Consider the following 17358-nt stretch of genomic DNA (forward strand, 5'->3'; position numbering starts at 1 on the left):
CCGGCTAGCCAGGACTTAGCCATGCAGGCCTCCGATAAGTGTGAGCAGCAAGGCCAGAGCGAGCCAACCCCAGCCGATACACTGGAGCCGTCTGAGCAGCCGACGCGGGCTCTCCCAGGAGGGGTCGTCCCCATCTCCCAGTACCGGCAGTCGCACTAGCGTGCCCTGGTAGTAACGGGGGCCACCGAGGCGCAGTTTGCATCGGTGCGCCAAGCAGGCAAGCAGGGCGCCAGCGGCCGGATGGGGCCAGCGGGTCAAGCCGCTGCGCAGGGCATTCATCCCCTCTTTGACATTGGGGAACAGGTTGGGCAGCGCCAGCAGCAGGGCTGCGGGAGCCGCTAGTCCCTGATGGAGGGCTGCGGCCGGGCGGCCGAATTGCACGAAAGCCGGTTGCTTGCAGCTCCAGGCGTACTGCGTCAGCTGGGCCAAGCGCCACAACAAGGCGCCCTGCACGCCACCTAATGCAAAGCCAAGCAGGGGCCCAGCCCAGCCGCCGAGCAAACGCAGGGAGCCTGCTTCGCACAGTGCCTTGGCAAGACCCATGGCAGAGAGTTTGCCTGTTTCACGCTTGAGCCAGGGGGCTGCTTGCAATCGAGCCAGCGGCAGAGCATCGCTTTTTAGTAAAGCGCCGCATGCCGTGCTCAGGGTACGCAGGGGACGGGATTCCAGCATCAGCAACAGAAACAATAGGTCGAACAACGGTTCGGACAGGGCGAGATTACGCACCGCCCAGAGCCCGGCCGCGCAGGGCAGCCAGACGACGATCAGCGCCAATATTCCCGCTTGCCACTGCGCTTTCGGAGTGCCGTCCGGACGATGAACCCGGTGGCCCAGCCGGCTGAGCAGGGGTTCGCTTGCGGAGAGGCGCAACCAGTCAGGTCTTGGCAGCAGTGCCTCGAGCAAGGCGGCACCCACCATGATGGCCGCCGGGGTGGCAGCCATCATGGTCAGGGTGTCGAGGGTGGGCAGGGTTATCACAGCTTGCCAAGCAGGGAGAGGATCACCTCGGCGGAGTGCTGACCGGCAACCTCGATAAAGGCGTCGAAGGATTCCACTTGCTCCTTGCCTGCAATGTCAGACATGGCGCGTACTACCAGATAGGGCACGCCAAACATATGACACACCTGACCGATGGCGGCCCCTTCCATCTCGACGGCCAGCATCTGCGGGAAGTCGGCGCGGGCGCGGGCGATAGCCTCCGGTTTGCACATGAACTGGTCGCCGGTGCAGATGAGTCCCGCTTTGGTCTTGTGCTTGCCGTGCAGGGCGATGCACTCCTCGGCCAGGGCAATGAGACGGGCATCGCAGGGGAAAGCGGCGGGTTGTTGCGCCATCTGGCCCATCTCGTAGCCAAAAGCGGTTACGTCCACGTCGTGAAAGCGCATCTCGCTGGCGATCACCACGTCACCTATCCGCAACGCGTGATCGAAACCGCCGGCAGAGCCGGTATTGATCACGCAGTCGGGGGCAAATTTTTCCAGCAGCAGCGACGTGGCGACGCTGGCGGCGACCTTGCCGATGCCGGAGCGGGTCAGTATCACCTCTTTGCCTGCCAGTGTGCCGCTATAAAACTCACAGCCGCCAAGCTGGGTGGTGGTCATGTCGCTCAGTTGGCCACGCAGCAGGGCAACTTCCTGCTCCATGGCGCCGATAATACCTACTTTCATCAGAAACCTCGTCTAGGGGCTCAAGCCCGTATAAGTTGCGGCAATCATAGCAAAAATCCGCGCCAAGCCTACAGGCGAGGCGGCCTTGGGTGATCGCTTGCACAAAAAAACGCCCCCGCAGGGGCGGGGGCGTCGGTTTGTTAGTCAGTGCGACCAGAGAAGGCCGGTCCGACTAATGGCTTGGGTCACACGGCCAGATACTCCATGATCCCTTCGGCGGCCTTGCGGCCTTCGTAGATGGCGGTCACCACCAGATCCGAACCGCGCACCGCATCGCCACCGGCAAACACCTTGGGATTGGTGGTCTGGAAGGCGAAATCGGACTGCTCGGGGGCGCGGATCCGCTCGCGACTATCCAGCTCGATACCAAACTCACTCATCCAGGGCTGCGGGTTGGGCTGGAAGCCAAAAGCCATGACCACGGCATCGGCGGCCAGTACTTGCTCTGAGCCTGCGATAACCACAGGGTTGCGACGACCGTTGGCATCGGGGGCACTCAGTTCGGTGCTTACCACCTTGATGCCGCAGGTGCGACCATGGGCATCGAGTTCGACCCCAACGGGTTGCAGGTTGAACATGAATTCAACCCCTTCCTCGCGGGCATTTTGCACCTCGCGCTTGGAGCCCGGCATGTTCTCTGCATCGCGGCGATAGGCGCAGATCACCTTGTCAGCCCCCTGACGGATAGCGGTGCGCACGCAGTCCATGGCGGTATCACCCCCGCCGAGTACCACCACCTGCTTGCCGGCGAAGTCGATGTAATCGGCTTGCGCCTTCTCAAAGCCCAGCAGCCGGTTGGCGTTGGAAATGAGGTAGGGCAGGGCATCATAGACGCCGGGAGCCTCTTCGTTGGTGAAGCCGCCTTTCATGTATTTGTAAGTGCCTACCCCGAGGAAGACGGCGTCGAACTCGCCGAGCAGATCGGCGAAGGAGACGTCTTTACCGACTTCAGTCTCAAGCCGGAATTCGATGCCCATGGCCTCGAAGATCTCGCGGCGGCGCTGCATCACCTCTTTTTCCAGCTTGAAGGAGGGGATGCCAAAGGTGAGCAGGCCTCCAATCTCTGGATATTTGTCGAACACCACGGCGCTGACGCCACCACGGGCCAGCACGTCGGCACAGGCCAGGCCAGCTGGGCCCGCGCCAATGACGGCGACCCGCTTGTCGGTCTTGATCACGTTGGAGAGATCCGGGCGCCAGCCCATCTCGAACGCCTTGTCGGTGATGTATTTCTCGATGTTGCCTATGGTCACGGCGCCGAATCTGTCGTTGAGGGTGCAGGCACCTTCACAGAGTCGGTCCTGAGGACAGACCCGGCCGCATACCTCCGGCAGACTGTTGGTCTGATGGGAGAGCTCCACCGCTTCAAGGATGCGCCCCTCGTTGGCCAGTTTCAGCCAGTTGGGGATGTAGTTGTGCACCGGGCACTTCCACTCGCAATAGGGATTGCCGCAATCGAGGCAGCGATCCGCTTGCATGCCGACCTGAGACTGGTTGAAGGGCTCGTAGATCTCCACAAACTGGATCTTGCGAATTTTCAATGGCTTCTTCGGCGGGTCGACCCGCTGAACATCAACAAATTGGAATACGTTCTGGCTCATAGGTTCCCTCCTTACTGCGCCTGGATTCTGAGTTCTGCACTGGAACGACTGGTATGGCCCAACAGTGCCTTTACGTCACTGGACTTGGGTTTGATCAGCTTGAACTTCGGCACATAGGAATCAAAGTTGGCCAAAATTTCCTCGGCGCGTGAGCTGCCGGTTTCGTTCAGATGTTCGGTAATGATGCCGCGCAGGTGCTCCTGATGAATGGCGAGGCTCGCCACCTCCAGCAGTTCCACCAGTTCGGAGTTGGTACGCTTGGTAAAGTGGCCATCGCAATCGAGCACGTAGGCGAAGCCGCCGGTCATGCCCGCCGCGAAGTTGACTCCGGTTTCACCGAGTACAGTCACTATGCCGCCAGTCATGTATTCGCAGCCATTGTCGCCAATGCCCTCGACCACAGCCAGGGCGCCAGAGTTACGCACCGCGAAGCGCTCACCCGCGGTACCTGCCGCATAGAGCTTGCCGCCGGTGGCGCCATAGAGGCAGGTGTTGCCGATGATAGCTGCTTCATGAGACTTGAACGACACGCCGACATGGGGTTTGACCACCAACTTGCCGCCGGTCATGCCCTTGCCCACGTAGTCATTGGCGTCACCGGTCAGGATCAGCTCCAGACCGCCGGCGTTCCAGACGCCGAAGCTCTGGCCTGCGGTGCCGTTGAAGTGGACCCGCACCGGGTCGCTGGCCATGCCCTGGTTGCCGTGTCGGGTGACGATTTCACCGGAGAGGCGCGCCCCGATGGAGCGGTCTGTGTTGCGAATGTCGTAGCGATATTCGCCGCCACTCTTGGTTTCCACCGCCTCGAGCAGGTCTTCGACCATACGCAGGTTGAGCGGCCCCTTGTCGAAGGTGGGGTTGTGCTGCTGGCAGAACAGGCTGGAGCCTGCCACAGCCACCGGCTTGGCCAGGATACCGGATAGATCCAGCTTGGCCTGACGGGCGGTGAGACCGGGCAGGGCTTCGAGCAGCTCGGTGCGGCCGATGAGGTCGGTCAGTTGGCTGACACCAAGCCCGGCCATCAACTCACGGGTCTCTTGAGCCACGAACCTGAAGTAGTTCATGGCCATCTCCGGCAGACCGGTGAAGTGGTCACGGCGCAGTTTCTCATCCTGTGTGGCCACGCCGGTGGCACAGTTGTTCAGGTGGCAGATACGCAGGTATTTGCAACCGAGCGCCACCATGGGGCCAGTACCGAAGCCAAAGCTTTCGGCGCCAAGGATGGCCGCCTTGATGATATCCAGACCCGTCTTGAGGCCGCCATCCACCTGCAGCCGCACCTTGTGGCGCAGGCCGTTGGCGACCAGGGCTTGCTGGGTCTCGGCCAGGCCAAGTTCCCAGGGGGAGCCGGCATACTTGACCGAGGTGATGGGGCTGGCCCCTGTGCCGCCGTCATAACCGGAGATGGTGATGAAGTCGGCATAGGCTTTGGCCACCCCGCAGGCGATGGTGCCTACCCCGGGCTCGGAGACCAGTTTCACCGACACCAGGCAGCTTGGATTGATCTGCTTGATGTCGAAGATGAGCTGAGCCAGATCCTCGATGGAGTAGATGTCATGGTGCGGCGGCGGCGAGATGAGCGTCACGCCAGGCACGGAATAGCGCAACTGGGCTATCTGGGCTGTCACCTTGTCCCCGGGCAGCTGGCCGCCTTCACCGGGCTTGGCGCCCTGGGCGACTTTTATCTGCACGACATCCGCATTCATCAGATAGTGGGGGGTGACGCCAAAGCGGCCCGAGGCAACTTGCTTGATGCGCGAGTTCTTCTCGGTGCCAAAACGCTTGGGATCTTCACCGCCTTCCCCTGAGTTGCTCTGACCGCCGAGGCGGTTCATGGCAATCGCCAGGGCTTCGTGAGCCTCGGGGCCGAGGGCGCCGATGGACATGGCGGCGGAGTCGAAGCGCTTGAAGAGATTGGTGGCAGGCTCTACCTCGTCGATGGAGATGGCCTGCTGGCCTTGCTTGACCCCGATAAGATCGCGCAGGGTCGCCACCGGTCGCTCATTGACCAGGCGGGCGTAGTGCAAATAGTCGCTGTATTCGCCGGAGCGCACCGCGGTTTGCAGGGTTTGCACCACGTCCGGGTTATAGGTGTGGTACTCCTCGCCGTGAACGAACTTGAGCAGGCCGCCCTGATTGAGGGGCTTGCGCTTGAGCCAGGCGGTGCGGGCCAGATTGTGCTGATCCTGCTGGATATCTTCAAAATCGGCACCCTGAATGCGGCTGGCGACGCCGCGGAAACAGGTCTCGACGATGGATTTGGACAGACCCACCGCCTCGAATAGCTGGGAGCAGCGGTAGCTGGCGATGGTGCTGATGCCCATCTTGGACATCACTTTGTAGAGACCCTTGTTGATGCCGTTGCGGTAGTTGAGCATGGCCTGGCGCAGGCTCATCTTGAGCACGCCCTCCTCCAACTGCTTGGCCAGCGTCTCGTAGGCGAGGTAGGGGTAAACGGCGGTGGCGCCAAAGCCGAGCAGCACGGCAAAGTGGTGCGGATCCCGGGTACTGGCGGTTTCGACCAGGATGTTGGCGTCACAACGCAGGTTGTTGTCGACCAGGGTGCGCTGCACTGCACCCACCGCCATGGCGGCAGGGATGGGCAGGGTATCGGCACTGATGTTTCTGTCCGAGAGTACCAGCAGCACTGTGCCAGCACGGGCGGCCGTCTCGGCCTCCAGGCAGATACGTTTAACGGCCGCCTCCAGCCCTTCGCTTGGGGCAAAGTTGAGGTCGATCAGGGTGTGGCGATAGTGATCTCCCTCCAGGGCCAGCAACTGATGGAAGTCGGAGTAGAGCAGAATGGGCGATTGGAACAGCACTCGGTGGGCGTGACCAAAGGTCTCGTTGAACACGTTCTGCTCGCTGCCGATACAGGTCGCCAGGGACATGACGTGGTTTTCCCGCAATGGATCGATGGGCGGGTTGGTCACCTGGGCAAACATCTGGCGGAAGTAATCATAGAGCGTGCGTTGCCTGGAAGAGAGCACCGCCATGGGGGTGTCGTCACCCATGGAACCGACGGCCTCCTGGCCGTTCTCGCCGAGTACGCGGATGATCTGATCCAGCTCCTCATAGGAGTAGCCAAACAGTTTCTGATACGTCTTGAGCTGATCGTCATTCAGCTCGCGGGCGCCGGTGTTGGCATCGTCCATCTGCTCGAAGGGGATCAGGCGTTTGCAGTGATCTGTCATCCACTGCTTGTAGGTGTGACGGCTCTTGAGATCGTCATCGATCTCGAAGCTGGTCCACACCTTGCCGTTGCTGGTGTCGATGACGAACAGTTCACCCGGGCCGACCCGGCCCTTCTCCAGCACCTCATCCGGGGTGTAGTCCCAGGTGCCCACTTCGGAGGCGAGGGTGATGAACTTGTCCTTGGTGATGACATAGCGGGCAGGGCGCAGGCCGTTTCTGTCCAGGGCGCAGGTTGCGTAGCGACCGTCGGTCATGACGATGCCAGCCGGGCCATCCCAGGGCTCCATGTGCATGGAGTTGAAGTCGTAGAAGGCGCGAAGATCCTCGTCCATGTTAGGGTGCTTCTGCCATGCAGGCGGGATCAGCAGGCGCATGGCGCGGAACAGATCCATGCCACCGGCCAGGAAGAGATCCAGCATGTTGTCGAGGCTGGAGGAGTCGGAGCCCGTGGTGTTGACGAAGGGGGCGGCCTCTTGCAGATCCGGAATGAGCGGGGTGGCGAACTTGTAGCTACGCGCCTTGGCCCACTGGCGGTTGCCAGCGATGGTGTTGATCTCGCCGTTGTGAGCCAGGTAGCGGAACGGCTGTGCCAGCGGCCAGCGCGGGCTGGTATTGGTGGAGAAGCGCTGGTGGAAGACGCAGATGGCTGATTGCAGACGGATGTCGGCAAGATCCAGGTAGAAATGCGGCAGGTCCACGGGCATGCAGAGCCCCTTGTAGACGGTTACCAGATTGGAGAGGCTGACCACGTAGAAGTAGTCATCGCTGATGCGTTTCTCGATGCGACGACGCACTATATAAAGGCGGCGCTCGAGATCCTTGTCGACCCAGCCGGGAGGGGCGTTGACGAAGACTTGCTCTATGCTGGGCAGGGAAGCCTTGGCAATGGGGCCCAGTACATGGGTATCAATGGGGACCTGACGCCAGCCGACCAGACTGAGGGTCTCGCGCTCGAGCTCTTCGTTGATGATGTCACGGGCTTGCTGGGCCAGCACGGGATCCGGGTTGAGGAACAGCATGCCGACCGCATACTTGCGGCCCAGATGCCAGCCTTTCTCCTCGGCCACGGCTCTAAAGAAGCTGTCGGGCTTTTGCAGCAGCAGGCCGCAGCCATCGCCGGTTTTACCATCGGCGGAGATACCGCCGCGGTGTTGCATGCGAGCCAATGCTGACATCGCGAGACGGACAAGCTTGTGGCTGGCTTCCCCTTCCATGTGGGCCAACAGGCCGAAGCCACAGTTATCCCTCTCCAGCTTTGGATCATATAGTGACATTGCATATCTCCCTTGCTCGGCCTTGATTCGCAAACTGCATAAATTGCGATTGGCTCTTGTGGTTCCGTCTGCCTGAAGTGGCGAATCTCCAAACTAATGGGATTTTTGCATGAGGTCAATTGGACAAGTCAGATGTTTTGCTTGTTACATCCGCATAACAAAATATGGCTGCATGTTGATATATGGGGGTGGTGTTAGTTTATTATTTTGGTTATATCTTTTTATCTGGATTTTTATATCTAAATATTGCGATTTGTCAGTTGAGGTAACGACTCGACCCTCTTGTAGTAATCTTACCAAAGTGCTCAATTGGTGAATGAGTTCGATCACATTTCTCTGTTGTGCGGCTTGCTTTTACTTCCCGCTGGAGTACCGATTTATTTGTTTTTATAAACAGAAGCTTACAGATATCTAATCTCATTCCTCGGCGAGCACTGTTGTCACCATGGTCGCAACACCGAACAGGATAAAGTCTCGGTTGGAGATATTTATTCGACTCAAGATGAATATTTATATGTTTTCACACTCGATGGACTCTTGATCCAGCTCAGCATGGTGACCAGCCGGGCCTGTACAATTTCGCTTTTTATCGGGAGTTGTCATGCAGTTACATGAAATGGTCAATACCCTGGGTCAGGATCTCAAGCGCCGTCATGGTGAAAAGATCCACAAACTCTCCATTCATGGCGCCTTCACCTGTCCGAATCGGGACGGCACCCTGGGCCGCGGGGGCTGCACCTTCTGTAATGTCTCTTCCTTTGCTGATGAGTCGGCCCAGCAGCTCTCCGTGGTGTCCCAGCTCAAAGCTCGGCGCGAGGAAGTGACGCGAGCACGCCGTTATCTCGCCTATTTTCAGGCCTACACCAGCACCTATGCCGAGGTGGCCTATCTCAAGCAAATGTATGAAGAGGCGCTCTCGGTGAGCGACATGGTCGGGCTCTGTGTCGGCACCCGGCCCGATTGCGTACCGGATGCGGTGCTCGATCTGCTGGCCGGTTATCAGCAGCAAGGTTATGAGGTGTGGTTGGAGCTGGGTCTGCAAAGCGCCAGTGACGAGACACTCAGGCGTATCAATCGCGGTCACGGCTACGCGGCGTATGTCGATGCGGTGCGTCGTGCCCATTTGCGCGGCATCAAGGTATGTACCCATCTTATCGTCGGCCTGCCGGGTGAACAGGCAATGGACAGCGTGCAGACGCTGCAGCGAGTCGTCGACACCGGGGTCGAGGGGATCAAGTTGCACCCTTTGCATGTTGTGACTGGCAGTACCTTGGGCAAAGCCTGGCTGGCGGGGAGGCTGGTGGTGCCGACATTGGCTGAGTATGTGGCGGCGGCTGTCGCCATGATCCAGCACACGCCACCGGACGTGGTCTATCACCGGGTCGCGGCCTCTGCCCGCAAACCGACGCTACTGGCACCTGACTGGTGCGAGAATCGCTGGACAGCAATGACTCTTATCGCAGCAAGCCTGTCGGAGAGTGGCTCCCAAGGCAATCGATTGGGAACTCCCTTCCTACTGGATGGCCGATAGCTGACTAACTTATCAAATTTAGCAAAAAAAACAGTGAGTTATTAGATGAAAATCAGTCTCTGTTCTATAGTTCTCAAGTCGCTAAACTGTTAAGGTGCGCCGTTCGGATATACCTATCAAGCCACTTAATCCCATGTCATCAGGCTGATGTAGATCCGAACCTTGAGGTGACCTGTTTGGTACCTTATTGTGATAAGGGTGACATCGACCACAGCGTACAATGGCGATCTTCCCTTTCGGCATCAAGAAATTATCTGGGTATCATATGGGTATCTTTTTGCTTATCATGGCTACCAGAAACCTCATATAACCGGTGCCTTGGCGCTGAGAATGGATAAGCAAGGTTGACCCTCAGCCTATTTATCGAACAGGATTTTATGCAAGCAGAAACCGACCATATCGATGAGCTGTTGGAGTGCCTGGTCTTCCTGACCCGTTTCTATGGCGTTCCCAATAGCAAGGATGCGCTGACCACAGGGCTGCCACTGGTGTCTGGTCGGTTGACCACGGCGCTGTTCAGTCGTGCCGCAGAACGCGCTGGCCTCTCTGCCCGGGAGGTGCTGCAACCTATTGAGCAAATATCCTCTCTGCTGTTGCCCTGTATTTTGCAGACCCGTAATGGTGGCGCCTGTATTTTGATGGAGTGGAATCAGGATCGCAGTCAGGCCAAAGTCATCTTCCCTCAGGCTGGCGATTCGGCTGAGTGGGTAACGGCGGCCCAACTCGGTGATGAGTATCTGGGGCGGCTGTTTTTCGTCAAAAAGCAGTTTCGCTTCGACGAGCGCTCCCCCAAGGTGCTGGAGACTCGTGACGGTCACTGGTTCTGGAGCACCCTGCTGGAATCGCGGGGTATCTATCGTGATGTCCTGGTCGCGTCCATCTTGATCAACTTGTTTGCGGTGGCCAGTCCGCTGTTCACCATGAACGTCTATGACAAGATAGTGCCGAACCTGGCCTTCGATTCCCTTTGGGTGTTGGCGGTAGGTGCCGTCGTGGTATTTACCTTCGACTTTGTGATGCGTCAACTGCGCAGCTACTTCATCGACATTGCCGGCAAGAAGTCGGATGTGCTGCTGTCTGCCAAGATTTTTGCCAAGGTAATGGGGATGCGGATGGAGTCGAGGCCCGCCTCCACCGGCGCCTTCGCCAAACACTTGCAGGAGTTTGAGTCGGTGCGGGAGTTCTTCACATCGGCGACGGTTTCGACCTTGATCGACCTGCCATTTGCCGTCTTCTTCCTGGTCGTGATCTGGATGTTTGCCGGGGTCATGGTGGTGGTGCCCATCATCGCCATGCTGATCCTGCTGGGCTACAGCTTCTACATTCAGGGCTCCCTCAAGCAGTCGATTGAGGAGGGCTCTCGACTCGCCTCCCAGAAGAACGCCAACCTGGTGGAAAGTATCGCGGGTCTTGAGACCGTCAAGATCTTCGGCGCCGAAAGCATGTTCCAGCATCGCTGGGAACAAGCTGTTTCCCACATCTCCACCTGGGGGGTGCAGACCCGGCGCATCACCAACTCGATGTCTTCACTGGCGAGCTACATCCAGCAGGTGGTGACGGTCGGGCTGGTGATTGTCGGTGTTTACCAGATTTCGGATGGCTTGGTCACCATGGGCGGCATGATAGCCGCCGTCATGCTGTCTAGCCGTGCCATCGCGCCCATGGTGCAACTGTCGGTGCTTGCCACCCGCTATAACCAGGCCCGCTCTGCGCTGACCATTCTCGAGGGGATCATGAGCACCCCGGGTGAGCAAGAAGAGGGTCGGCAGTATATTCACCACCCTGTGGTCGAGGGACGTATCGAGTTCGAGAATGTCACCTTCAAATACCCGGGCATGGAGACCAGCACCTTGCACGACATCAGTCTCAAGATTGAGCCGGGCGAGAAGGTGGCGATCATCGGCCGGATTGGTGCGGGCAAGACGACCCTGGAGAAATTGCTGATGGGGCTCTATCGTCCGACCGATGGCTCTGTGCGTCTTGATGGTTTCGATCTCGATCAGCTGGCGCCTGCGGCAGTGCGCCGTAACATTGGCTGCGTACCCCAGGATGTCACCCTCTTCTTTGGCTCGGTGCGGGACAACATCATGCTGGGCAACCCCCTGGTTGATGATGCCAGGGTGCTGCGCGCGGCCAAACGGGCCGGAGTGACCAACTTCACCAACCGGGACCCCAATGGTCTGGATCGTCAGATAGGTGAGGGGGGGCGCCAACTATCCGGTGGTCAACGCCAGGCCATATTGCTGGCTCGGGCGTTGCTCAATGATCCGCCCATATTGGTGATGGATGAGCCGACGTCCAACATGGACAACCAGTCCGAGCAGCAGGTCAAGCAGGAGCTGGCCCGGCTCGGCCCTGAGACGACCTTGATTGTCATTACCCACAAGACTCTGATGCTGGACGTGGTGAATCGAGTGATCGTTATCGAACAAGGCAAAATAGTGGCAGACGGTCCCAAAGTTCAGGTGCTGCAACAACTTAAAGAAGGCAAGGTACGGGTTCAGGAGGCATCTAATGCATAAAAAAGATGTGTTGCCCGCCCAGGAACATCTGGCTTTCGTGGACGATGGTGCCGCCGCCGTGTTGCTCAGCACGCCAACCCGGGCCCGCGTGCTGCTCTGGTGTTGTTTTCTCTTTTTCATGAGTGCACTGATCTGGGCCGCCTGGGCCAAGCTCGACGAAGTGACCGTGGGTCAGGGCAAGGTGATCCCGTCCCGCCAACTGCAGGTGATCCAGAATCTGGAGGGGGGGATCGTCAAAGAAATTTTCGTCAAGGAGGGCGATATCGTCGAGAAGGGCCAGACCTTGCTGCGTATCGATGACACCCGTTTTCGCTCAGACTTTCGCGAGCGCGAGCAGGAGCTGGTCACCCTCAAGGGGGACATAGCGCGCTTACGAGCCGAGATCCGTAGTGTGGTCGTCAAAAGCGAGCCGAATGTCAGCTGGCGTGAGCAGGTGGCGATTAACAAACAAGCCATCGTTTTCCCGGAAGGTTATGAGAGCGTCTTTGCCGAATATGCAGCCCGTGAGGTGTCGGTGCAAAATGACCGACTCAACAATCTTCAGAATCAGCTCTATATTCTGGGGCAACAGATAGAGCAGAAAGAGCAGGAATTAATCGAGCTCAACTCGAAAATACGTACCGTGGGTCGCAGTGTGGATCTTGCCCGTCAAGAGCTGAATATCAGTCGACCATTGGCGAAGGAGGGGATCGTTCCTCAGGTTGAATTAATCAAACTCGAACGCCAGGTAAACGAAATGCAGGGAGAACTGGAGAGCAATCGTCTGGTCATTCCCAAGTTGAATTCCGGATTGCGTGAGGCGATTTCCAAGCGTAATGACATCGCGTTGAAATTCCGAGCCGATGCCCAGACCGAATTGAACGAGCGTCAAGGCAAATTGGGCCAACTCTCCGCAGGCCAAGTGGGGCTGCGAGATCGCGTCGATAGAACCAGCGTGGTTGCTCCACTCAAAGGCACCATCAAAAAGCTGAAGATCAATACGTTGGGTGGAGTCGTCCAGCCGGGTATGGATTTGATGGAGATAGTGCCACTTGAAGATACGCTGTTAGTTGAAGCCAAGGTATCGCCCAAGGACATTGCTTTTTTGCGACCTGGGCTGGAAGCCGTGGTGAAATTCACTGCCTATGATTTCACTATCTATGGGGGCTTGCATGGCAAGGTAGAACAGATAAGTGCTGACTCTATTCAAGATGAGGAGGGTAATTCCTTCTATATGGTGCGAGTCAGGACAGATAAAAGTTTTCTGGGCGATGAAACTAATGCATTACCCATCATCCCCGGTATGTTAGCCAGTGCAGATATCATCACTGGTAAAAAGAGTGTTCTAGACTATTTGTTAAAACCGATATTGCGGGCCAAACAGTCGGCACTGAGGGAACGATAAGCCAACAATCAATAAAAGCATATGACTGGAGATACTATGAAAAAGACGATTGTTGCCATGCTTGTAAGTGGCGCGGTATTACTTCCTGGCCTGGTTCAGGCCGAAACGCTGGAGCAATCCGTTGCTCAAGCGTTGGCGACTCATCCCAAGATCAAGGAGGCATTTGATCTTTATCAGGCCCGCATGTATCAGCATGATGGTGCCAAAGGCGGCTATTACCCCACCATCGATCTGAGAGCCGGGGTGGGGTATGAGAATACCGACAGTCCCGCTACCCGTCTGGGAGGCCCTGGTGTCGATGACTCGATGACCCGCAAAGAGGCTGGCCTTAGTCTGCGCCAGATGCTGTTTGACGGCTTCGATGTCAGCAGCAATGTGGCACGAACCAAAGCAGAGGCCAATGCCCAGCGACTGGCCATGATCTCTGAAGCCGAAAACACGGCGCTGCGCACTGCCGAGGTGTACCTCAATATGCTGCGCCAGCAGGAGATACTGGAGTTGTCCAAAGACAACCTGGCGACCCATGAGCAGATCCGCAGTGACATCAGCAAGCGGACTGATTCAGGACTGGGCTCCACGGCAGACCAGACCCAGATCGAGGGCCGGGTCGCGCGTGCCTATTCAAACCAGGCGGCGGCGGAGAACAACTATCGGGATGCCGAGAGTGAGTATGTTCGGGTAGTCAATGAGATGCCCAAGGATCTGGTGCAACCAGTACCGGATGCCAGTCTGATGCCTGCGTCAATCGAAACGGCGCTCAAGACGGCCACCGAGGTGCACCCGACGCTGCTCTCCTCCTTGCAAGACATTGAAGCGGCCAAATACCAGAATGAAGGTGCCAAATCTGGCTTCTATCCCAATGTCGCCATCGAGGTGGATCAGAACTGGAATGAAGACATAGACGCTGTTAAGGGACGTAACGACGACCTGACCGCCATGGTCCGGATGCGCTACAACCTGTTCCGTGGTGGTTCCGATCTGGCCGAAAGCAAGGCGACCTCTGCGCTCTACTCCCAGGCGAAAGACATTCATCTGAATGCATTCCGTCAGGTTGAAGAGGGGACCCGTCTGGCCTGGAACGCCAAGCAGTCTCTGGATCAGCAAAAGATCTACCTGCAACAACACGTTGATGCGAGTTATGACACTGTTCAAGCGTACAAGAAGCAGTTCGGCTTGGGTCAGCGTACTTTGTTAGACGTGTTGAACACCGAAAACGAACTGTTTGAAGCCCGCCGCAGCTACATCAACGCGGAGTATGACTCCCTGCTGGCTGATTACCGCATCCTCAATGCCACTGGCAGCTTGCTCAGTGCCATGCAGGTGCAACAACCTGCTGAATGGCAAGCCAAAAACTAGTGCTGCTGGCTTGGGTGTGACGACAACACCATTGTCGTCACACCCAGCATCAGGGGGGAAGTATGTTGCCCTCATATCCTGTATCTTGCATCTCATGATTTGTTGGCTCCGTTGATTAGGGAAAAGATGTGACATTGTGGCGTATCGGGCGGTGGCTCGACCCGTTCCACCGCCGGGGGCGACACTTGCTCTGGTGTGGGCTGGCAATGCTTCCCCTCCTGCTGGCGGCGAGCCAGCCGCTGACGGATGCCGATCTGGCCATGATAAAGCGGGCGAAGGACACCTATGGTGAGCGGGCAGGTAAACGTACTGCGAGCTGGCGGTTGCTCACCTTGCAGGCGCAGGCCGCAGGCTGGTCAGAGCGGCAGAAGCTAGAGAGAGTAAACAGCTTTTTCAATCAGCTGCATTTTATAGACGACAGCAAGTTGTGGCGCAGGAAGGATTACTGGGCCAGCCCTCTCGAGTTTCTGGGGGCGGCAGGGGGAGATTGCGAGGACTTCAGCATTGCCAAGTATTTTACCCTGCTCGAACTTGGCATCGACGATGAGAAGATGCGGATGGTGTATGTCAAAGCCTTGGACTACAACCAGTTTCATATGGTTGTGGCCTACTATGAAACCCCTTCATCCGTCCCCCTCATTCTCGACAACCTGATTGGGGATCTGCGTCCGGCAACTGCCCGTAAGGATCTGCTGCCTATCTACAGCTTCAATGGTCGCCACTTGTGGTTGATGAAGGCGCGTGGCCAGGGAGAACTGGCCGGTCAGTCTTCACGTTTGGGATTATGGAATGATTTACGCAATCGCATGACTTCAGGGCGATTGGCTCGACCTGTGGTGAATTTGGATGATTAACCTATGACGCTATATCGACAATTACTGGCCACCATGTTGTTGTTGTTCGGGGCTCTGTTTGCCGTAACCTATTGGGTTCAGTTCAATTCGACCCGCACCTACCTTGCGCAGCAGCAAGAGACGACTGTGATTAACACCGCAACGGCGCTCGGATTGGCATTGACCCCCTATCTTGAGAATGGCGACAAGGTGAGTGCCGAGTCAGTCATCAAGGCGGTGTTTGATGGTGGCTACTATCGCTTGGTGCGGCTCGATCTCTTGGCCTCCCATGATGTGATTGAGCAGGAGAATACTAACCATGTTGCCGGGGTTCCCGCATGGTTCATGGGGCTGGATCTGTTTCCTGAGATCTCCAATGAGTCAATCCTGACGTCAGGCTGGTTGCAGCTTGGCAAGCTCAAGGTAGTCGGCCATAGCGGTCAGGCCTATTACGAGCTCTGGCAAGGGATGACCAATCTGGCAAGCTGGTTTGTGGTCGGTTTTCTCATTACCACGCTGTTGCTGATGCGAGCCCTCAGTTATCTCCTCAAGCCACTGGACCAGATCCGTGAACAGGCACTGGAGATAGAGCAGCACCATTTTGGTCACGAGATCCCAGAGCCGCGAACTGTGGAGCTCAAGCAGGTGGTGCAAGCCATTAATACCCTTTCTGGCAAGTTGGCCGCCCAGTTCAAGGAGCAGGCACAGGAAGCTGAGAATCTGCGTGAGAGAGTCTACCTGGATGCCGTTTCCGGTTTGGGCAACCGCGCCTATTTCGTCGGCCAGGTCAATGCCTGGATCGCTGAAGCGGGGCAGGGTGGCGTCATGCTGGTGGCTGTCGACATGCTCGATGATATCTATCGGGATGAAGGTTTTGCCGCGCGGGACAACATGGTCAAGTCCATTGCCCAGAGTCTGAATGATGAACTGAGCGGATGGGATGGCGCCGCCATTGCCCGCATCTCGGCGACCGAGTACGCATTGCTCTGTCCGACCAATGATCTTGATACCTTGCAGGAGCTGGCCGAGCGGATCAACAACCGCATCGCCGATCTGGTGGTCAACCCTATGGGTGAGGCTGATGCATTGTCGGTGATCGGTATCGCCGGGCGAGATAGCCAGGACGATCTCTCCAGCCTGCTGACCAAGGCGGATAATGCCCTGGGCCGGGCGCGCAACGAGCGCCGTGGAGCCGTGGTCATGGAAGGTGGCCATAGCCAAGGCATGATGGGGCGTCTGGCCTGGCGGGATCTGGTGGAAGATGCCATCGCCCGTCAACTCTGGCGCTTCAAGGCGCAGCCTGCCTGTCGCTTTGACAATGGCCTCAGGCTTCATGCCGAGCTGTTTGCCGCCATTCATCGTGACGGTAATGACTATTTTGCAGGTCAGTTCCTGCCGGCTATCGAGCAGTTCAAACTCGGTAGCGAGTTTGATCAGGCGATCCTCACGGCCACAGTACCTCTGCTACAGCAAGATGCCGAGTTGGTACTTGCCGTGAACATCACCTCCGGGGCTATCTGCTCAGAAGAGTTCTTGCTCTGGCTCGGTGACTTCTTGGGCCGCAACCTTGAGCTAAAGGACAGATTGCTGTTCGAGATCCCGGAAGGCGCCATTTTGAAGCATCAAACTCAGGTTGAAGCGCTGGTGGCGGTGCTGCGTGAGCACGCCTATCAGTGGGGTGTGGATCACTATGGTCGCCACTTCCAATCCCTTGGCTATCTGGAGCAGATGGCTCCAAGCTATGTCAAGGTTGACCATGGTTATACCAGTCAGGTCATGGAGCCGGGAGCGGATACTTCCTTCCTGGCTGCAGTATGCCGTGCGGCGCACAATGCCGGTGTCTTGACCATAGCTACCCGGGTGGAAAATGAGCAGCAGGTTGAACTGCTGTCTGGCTTGCATATCGATGGTTATCAGGGTTTTGTACACCCAGCGTTTCTTATTTGAACCAGTAGTAATTGAAAAAGGGCGCCCAGGTGGCGCCTTTTTTTATCA

10 protein-coding genes are annotated in these 17358 nt (G+C 57.5%); 6 read left to right on the forward strand and 4 right to left on the reverse strand.

The genetic code is table 11. The annotated features are described in order from the left end of the window. Positions 1 to 15: 15 nt before the first annotated feature. From ACSMDR_RS17660 to gltB, 4 genes are all read right to left on the reverse strand, one after another. On the reverse strand, positions 16 to 969 hold the full coding sequence (locus tag ACSMDR_RS17660; RefSeq protein ID WP_436469353.1) for a cobalamin biosynthesis protein: 954 nt from the start codon (positions 967 to 969) through the stop codon (positions 16 to 18). A gap of 5 nt (positions 970 to 974) precedes the next feature. Next, positions 975 to 1667, reverse strand: a complete 693-nt coding sequence (gene mtnN / locus ACSMDR_RS17665) for a 5'-methylthioadenosine/S-adenosylhomocysteine nucleosidase (protein ID WP_436469090.1) — start codon at positions 1665 to 1667, stop codon at positions 975 to 977. A gap of 185 nt (positions 1668 to 1852) precedes the next feature. After that, entirely contained in the window at positions 1853 to 3268 is a 1416-nt protein-coding gene (locus ACSMDR_RS17670) for an FAD-dependent oxidoreductase (protein WP_005907600.1), read from the reverse strand. A gap of 11 nt (positions 3269 to 3279) precedes the next feature. Further along, complete coding sequence (gene gltB / locus ACSMDR_RS17675; RefSeq protein ID WP_436469091.1) at positions 3280 to 7737, reverse strand: glutamate synthase large subunit; 4458 nt, start codon at positions 7735 to 7737, stop codon at positions 3280 to 3282. Positions 7738 to 8338: 601 nt separating this feature from the next. Between gltB and mnmL the strand changes: the two genes are divergently transcribed. The 6 genes from mnmL (at position 8339) to ACSMDR_RS17705 (ending at position 17310) form a co-directional block, all read left to right on the forward strand. Then, positions 8339 to 9268 carry a tRNA modification radical SAM protein MnmL/YtqA gene (gene mnmL, locus ACSMDR_RS17680; protein ID WP_436469092.1) on the forward strand — a complete coding sequence of 310 codons (930 nt, stop codon included), beginning with the start codon at positions 8339 to 8341 and terminating at the stop codon, positions 9266 to 9268. Between the two features lie 377 nt (positions 9269 to 9645). Further along, positions 9646 to 11790 carry a type I secretion system permease/ATPase gene (locus tag ACSMDR_RS17685; protein ID WP_040319342.1) on the forward strand — a complete coding sequence of 715 codons (2145 nt, stop codon included), beginning with the start codon at positions 9646 to 9648 and terminating at the stop codon, positions 11788 to 11790. Then, positions 11783 to 13174, forward strand: a complete 1392-nt coding sequence (locus ACSMDR_RS17690; RefSeq protein WP_436469093.1) for an HlyD family type I secretion periplasmic adaptor subunit — start codon at positions 11783 to 11785, stop codon at positions 13172 to 13174. The genes ACSMDR_RS17685 and ACSMDR_RS17690 overlap by 8 nt, the downstream gene beginning before the upstream one ends. 36 nt (positions 13175 to 13210) lie before the next feature. Continuing rightward, positions 13211 to 14530, forward strand: coding sequence for a TolC family outer membrane protein (locus ACSMDR_RS17695; RefSeq protein ID WP_436469094.1), 1320 nt, complete (start codon positions 13211 to 13213; stop codon positions 14528 to 14530). A gap of 206 nt (positions 14531 to 14736) precedes the next feature. After that, complete coding sequence (locus ACSMDR_RS17700; protein WP_436469354.1) at positions 14737 to 15384, forward strand: transglutaminase-like cysteine peptidase; 648 nt, start codon at positions 14737 to 14739, stop codon at positions 15382 to 15384. Between the two features lie 3 nt (positions 15385 to 15387). After that, the gene (locus ACSMDR_RS17705; RefSeq protein ID WP_436469095.1) at positions 15388 to 17310 is read left to right on the forward strand and encodes an EAL domain-containing protein; all 1923 of its coding nucleotides are present in this window, start codon (positions 15388 to 15390) and stop codon (positions 17308 to 17310) included. Positions 17311 to 17358: the final 48 nt, after the last annotated feature.

The organism is Aeromonas molluscorum, from assembly GCF_051376105.1.
In the GTDB taxonomy this organism is placed as follows: domain Bacteria; phylum Pseudomonadota; class Gammaproteobacteria; order Enterobacterales; family Aeromonadaceae; genus Aeromonas; species Aeromonas molluscorum.

What these genes read in the sequence shown, in the direction of transcription:
- mtnN (WP_436469090.1), bottom strand. Translation starts at nt 1,667, where the DNA reads ATGAAAGTAGGTATTATCGGCGCCATGGAGCAGGAAGTTGCCCTGCTG.
- ACSMDR_RS17670 (WP_005907600.1), bottom strand. Translation starts at nt 3,268, where the DNA reads ATGAGCCAGAACGTATTCCAATTTGTTGATGTTCAGCGGGTCGACCCG.
- gltB (WP_436469091.1), bottom strand. Translation starts at nt 7,737, where the DNA reads ATGTCACTATATGATCCAAAGCTGGAGAGGGATAACTGTGGCTTCGGC.
- mnmL (WP_436469092.1), top strand. Translation starts at nt 8,339, where the DNA reads ATGCAGTTACATGAAATGGTCAATACCCTGGGTCAGGATCTCAAGCGC.
- ACSMDR_RS17685 (WP_040319342.1), top strand. Translation starts at nt 9,646, where the DNA reads ATGCAAGCAGAAACCGACCATATCGATGAGCTGTTGGAGTGCCTGGTC.
- ACSMDR_RS17690 (WP_436469093.1), top strand. Translation starts at nt 11,783, where the DNA reads ATGCATAAAAAAGATGTGTTGCCCGCCCAGGAACATCTGGCTTTCGTG.
- ACSMDR_RS17695 (WP_436469094.1), top strand. Translation starts at nt 13,211, where the DNA reads ATGAAAAAGACGATTGTTGCCATGCTTGTAAGTGGCGCGGTATTACTT.
- ACSMDR_RS17700 (WP_436469354.1), top strand. Translation starts at nt 14,737, where the DNA reads ATGCTTCCCCTCCTGCTGGCGGCGAGCCAGCCGCTGACGGATGCCGAT.
- ACSMDR_RS17705 (WP_436469095.1), top strand. Translation starts at nt 15,388, where the DNA reads ATGACGCTATATCGACAATTACTGGCCACCATGTTGTTGTTGTTCGGG.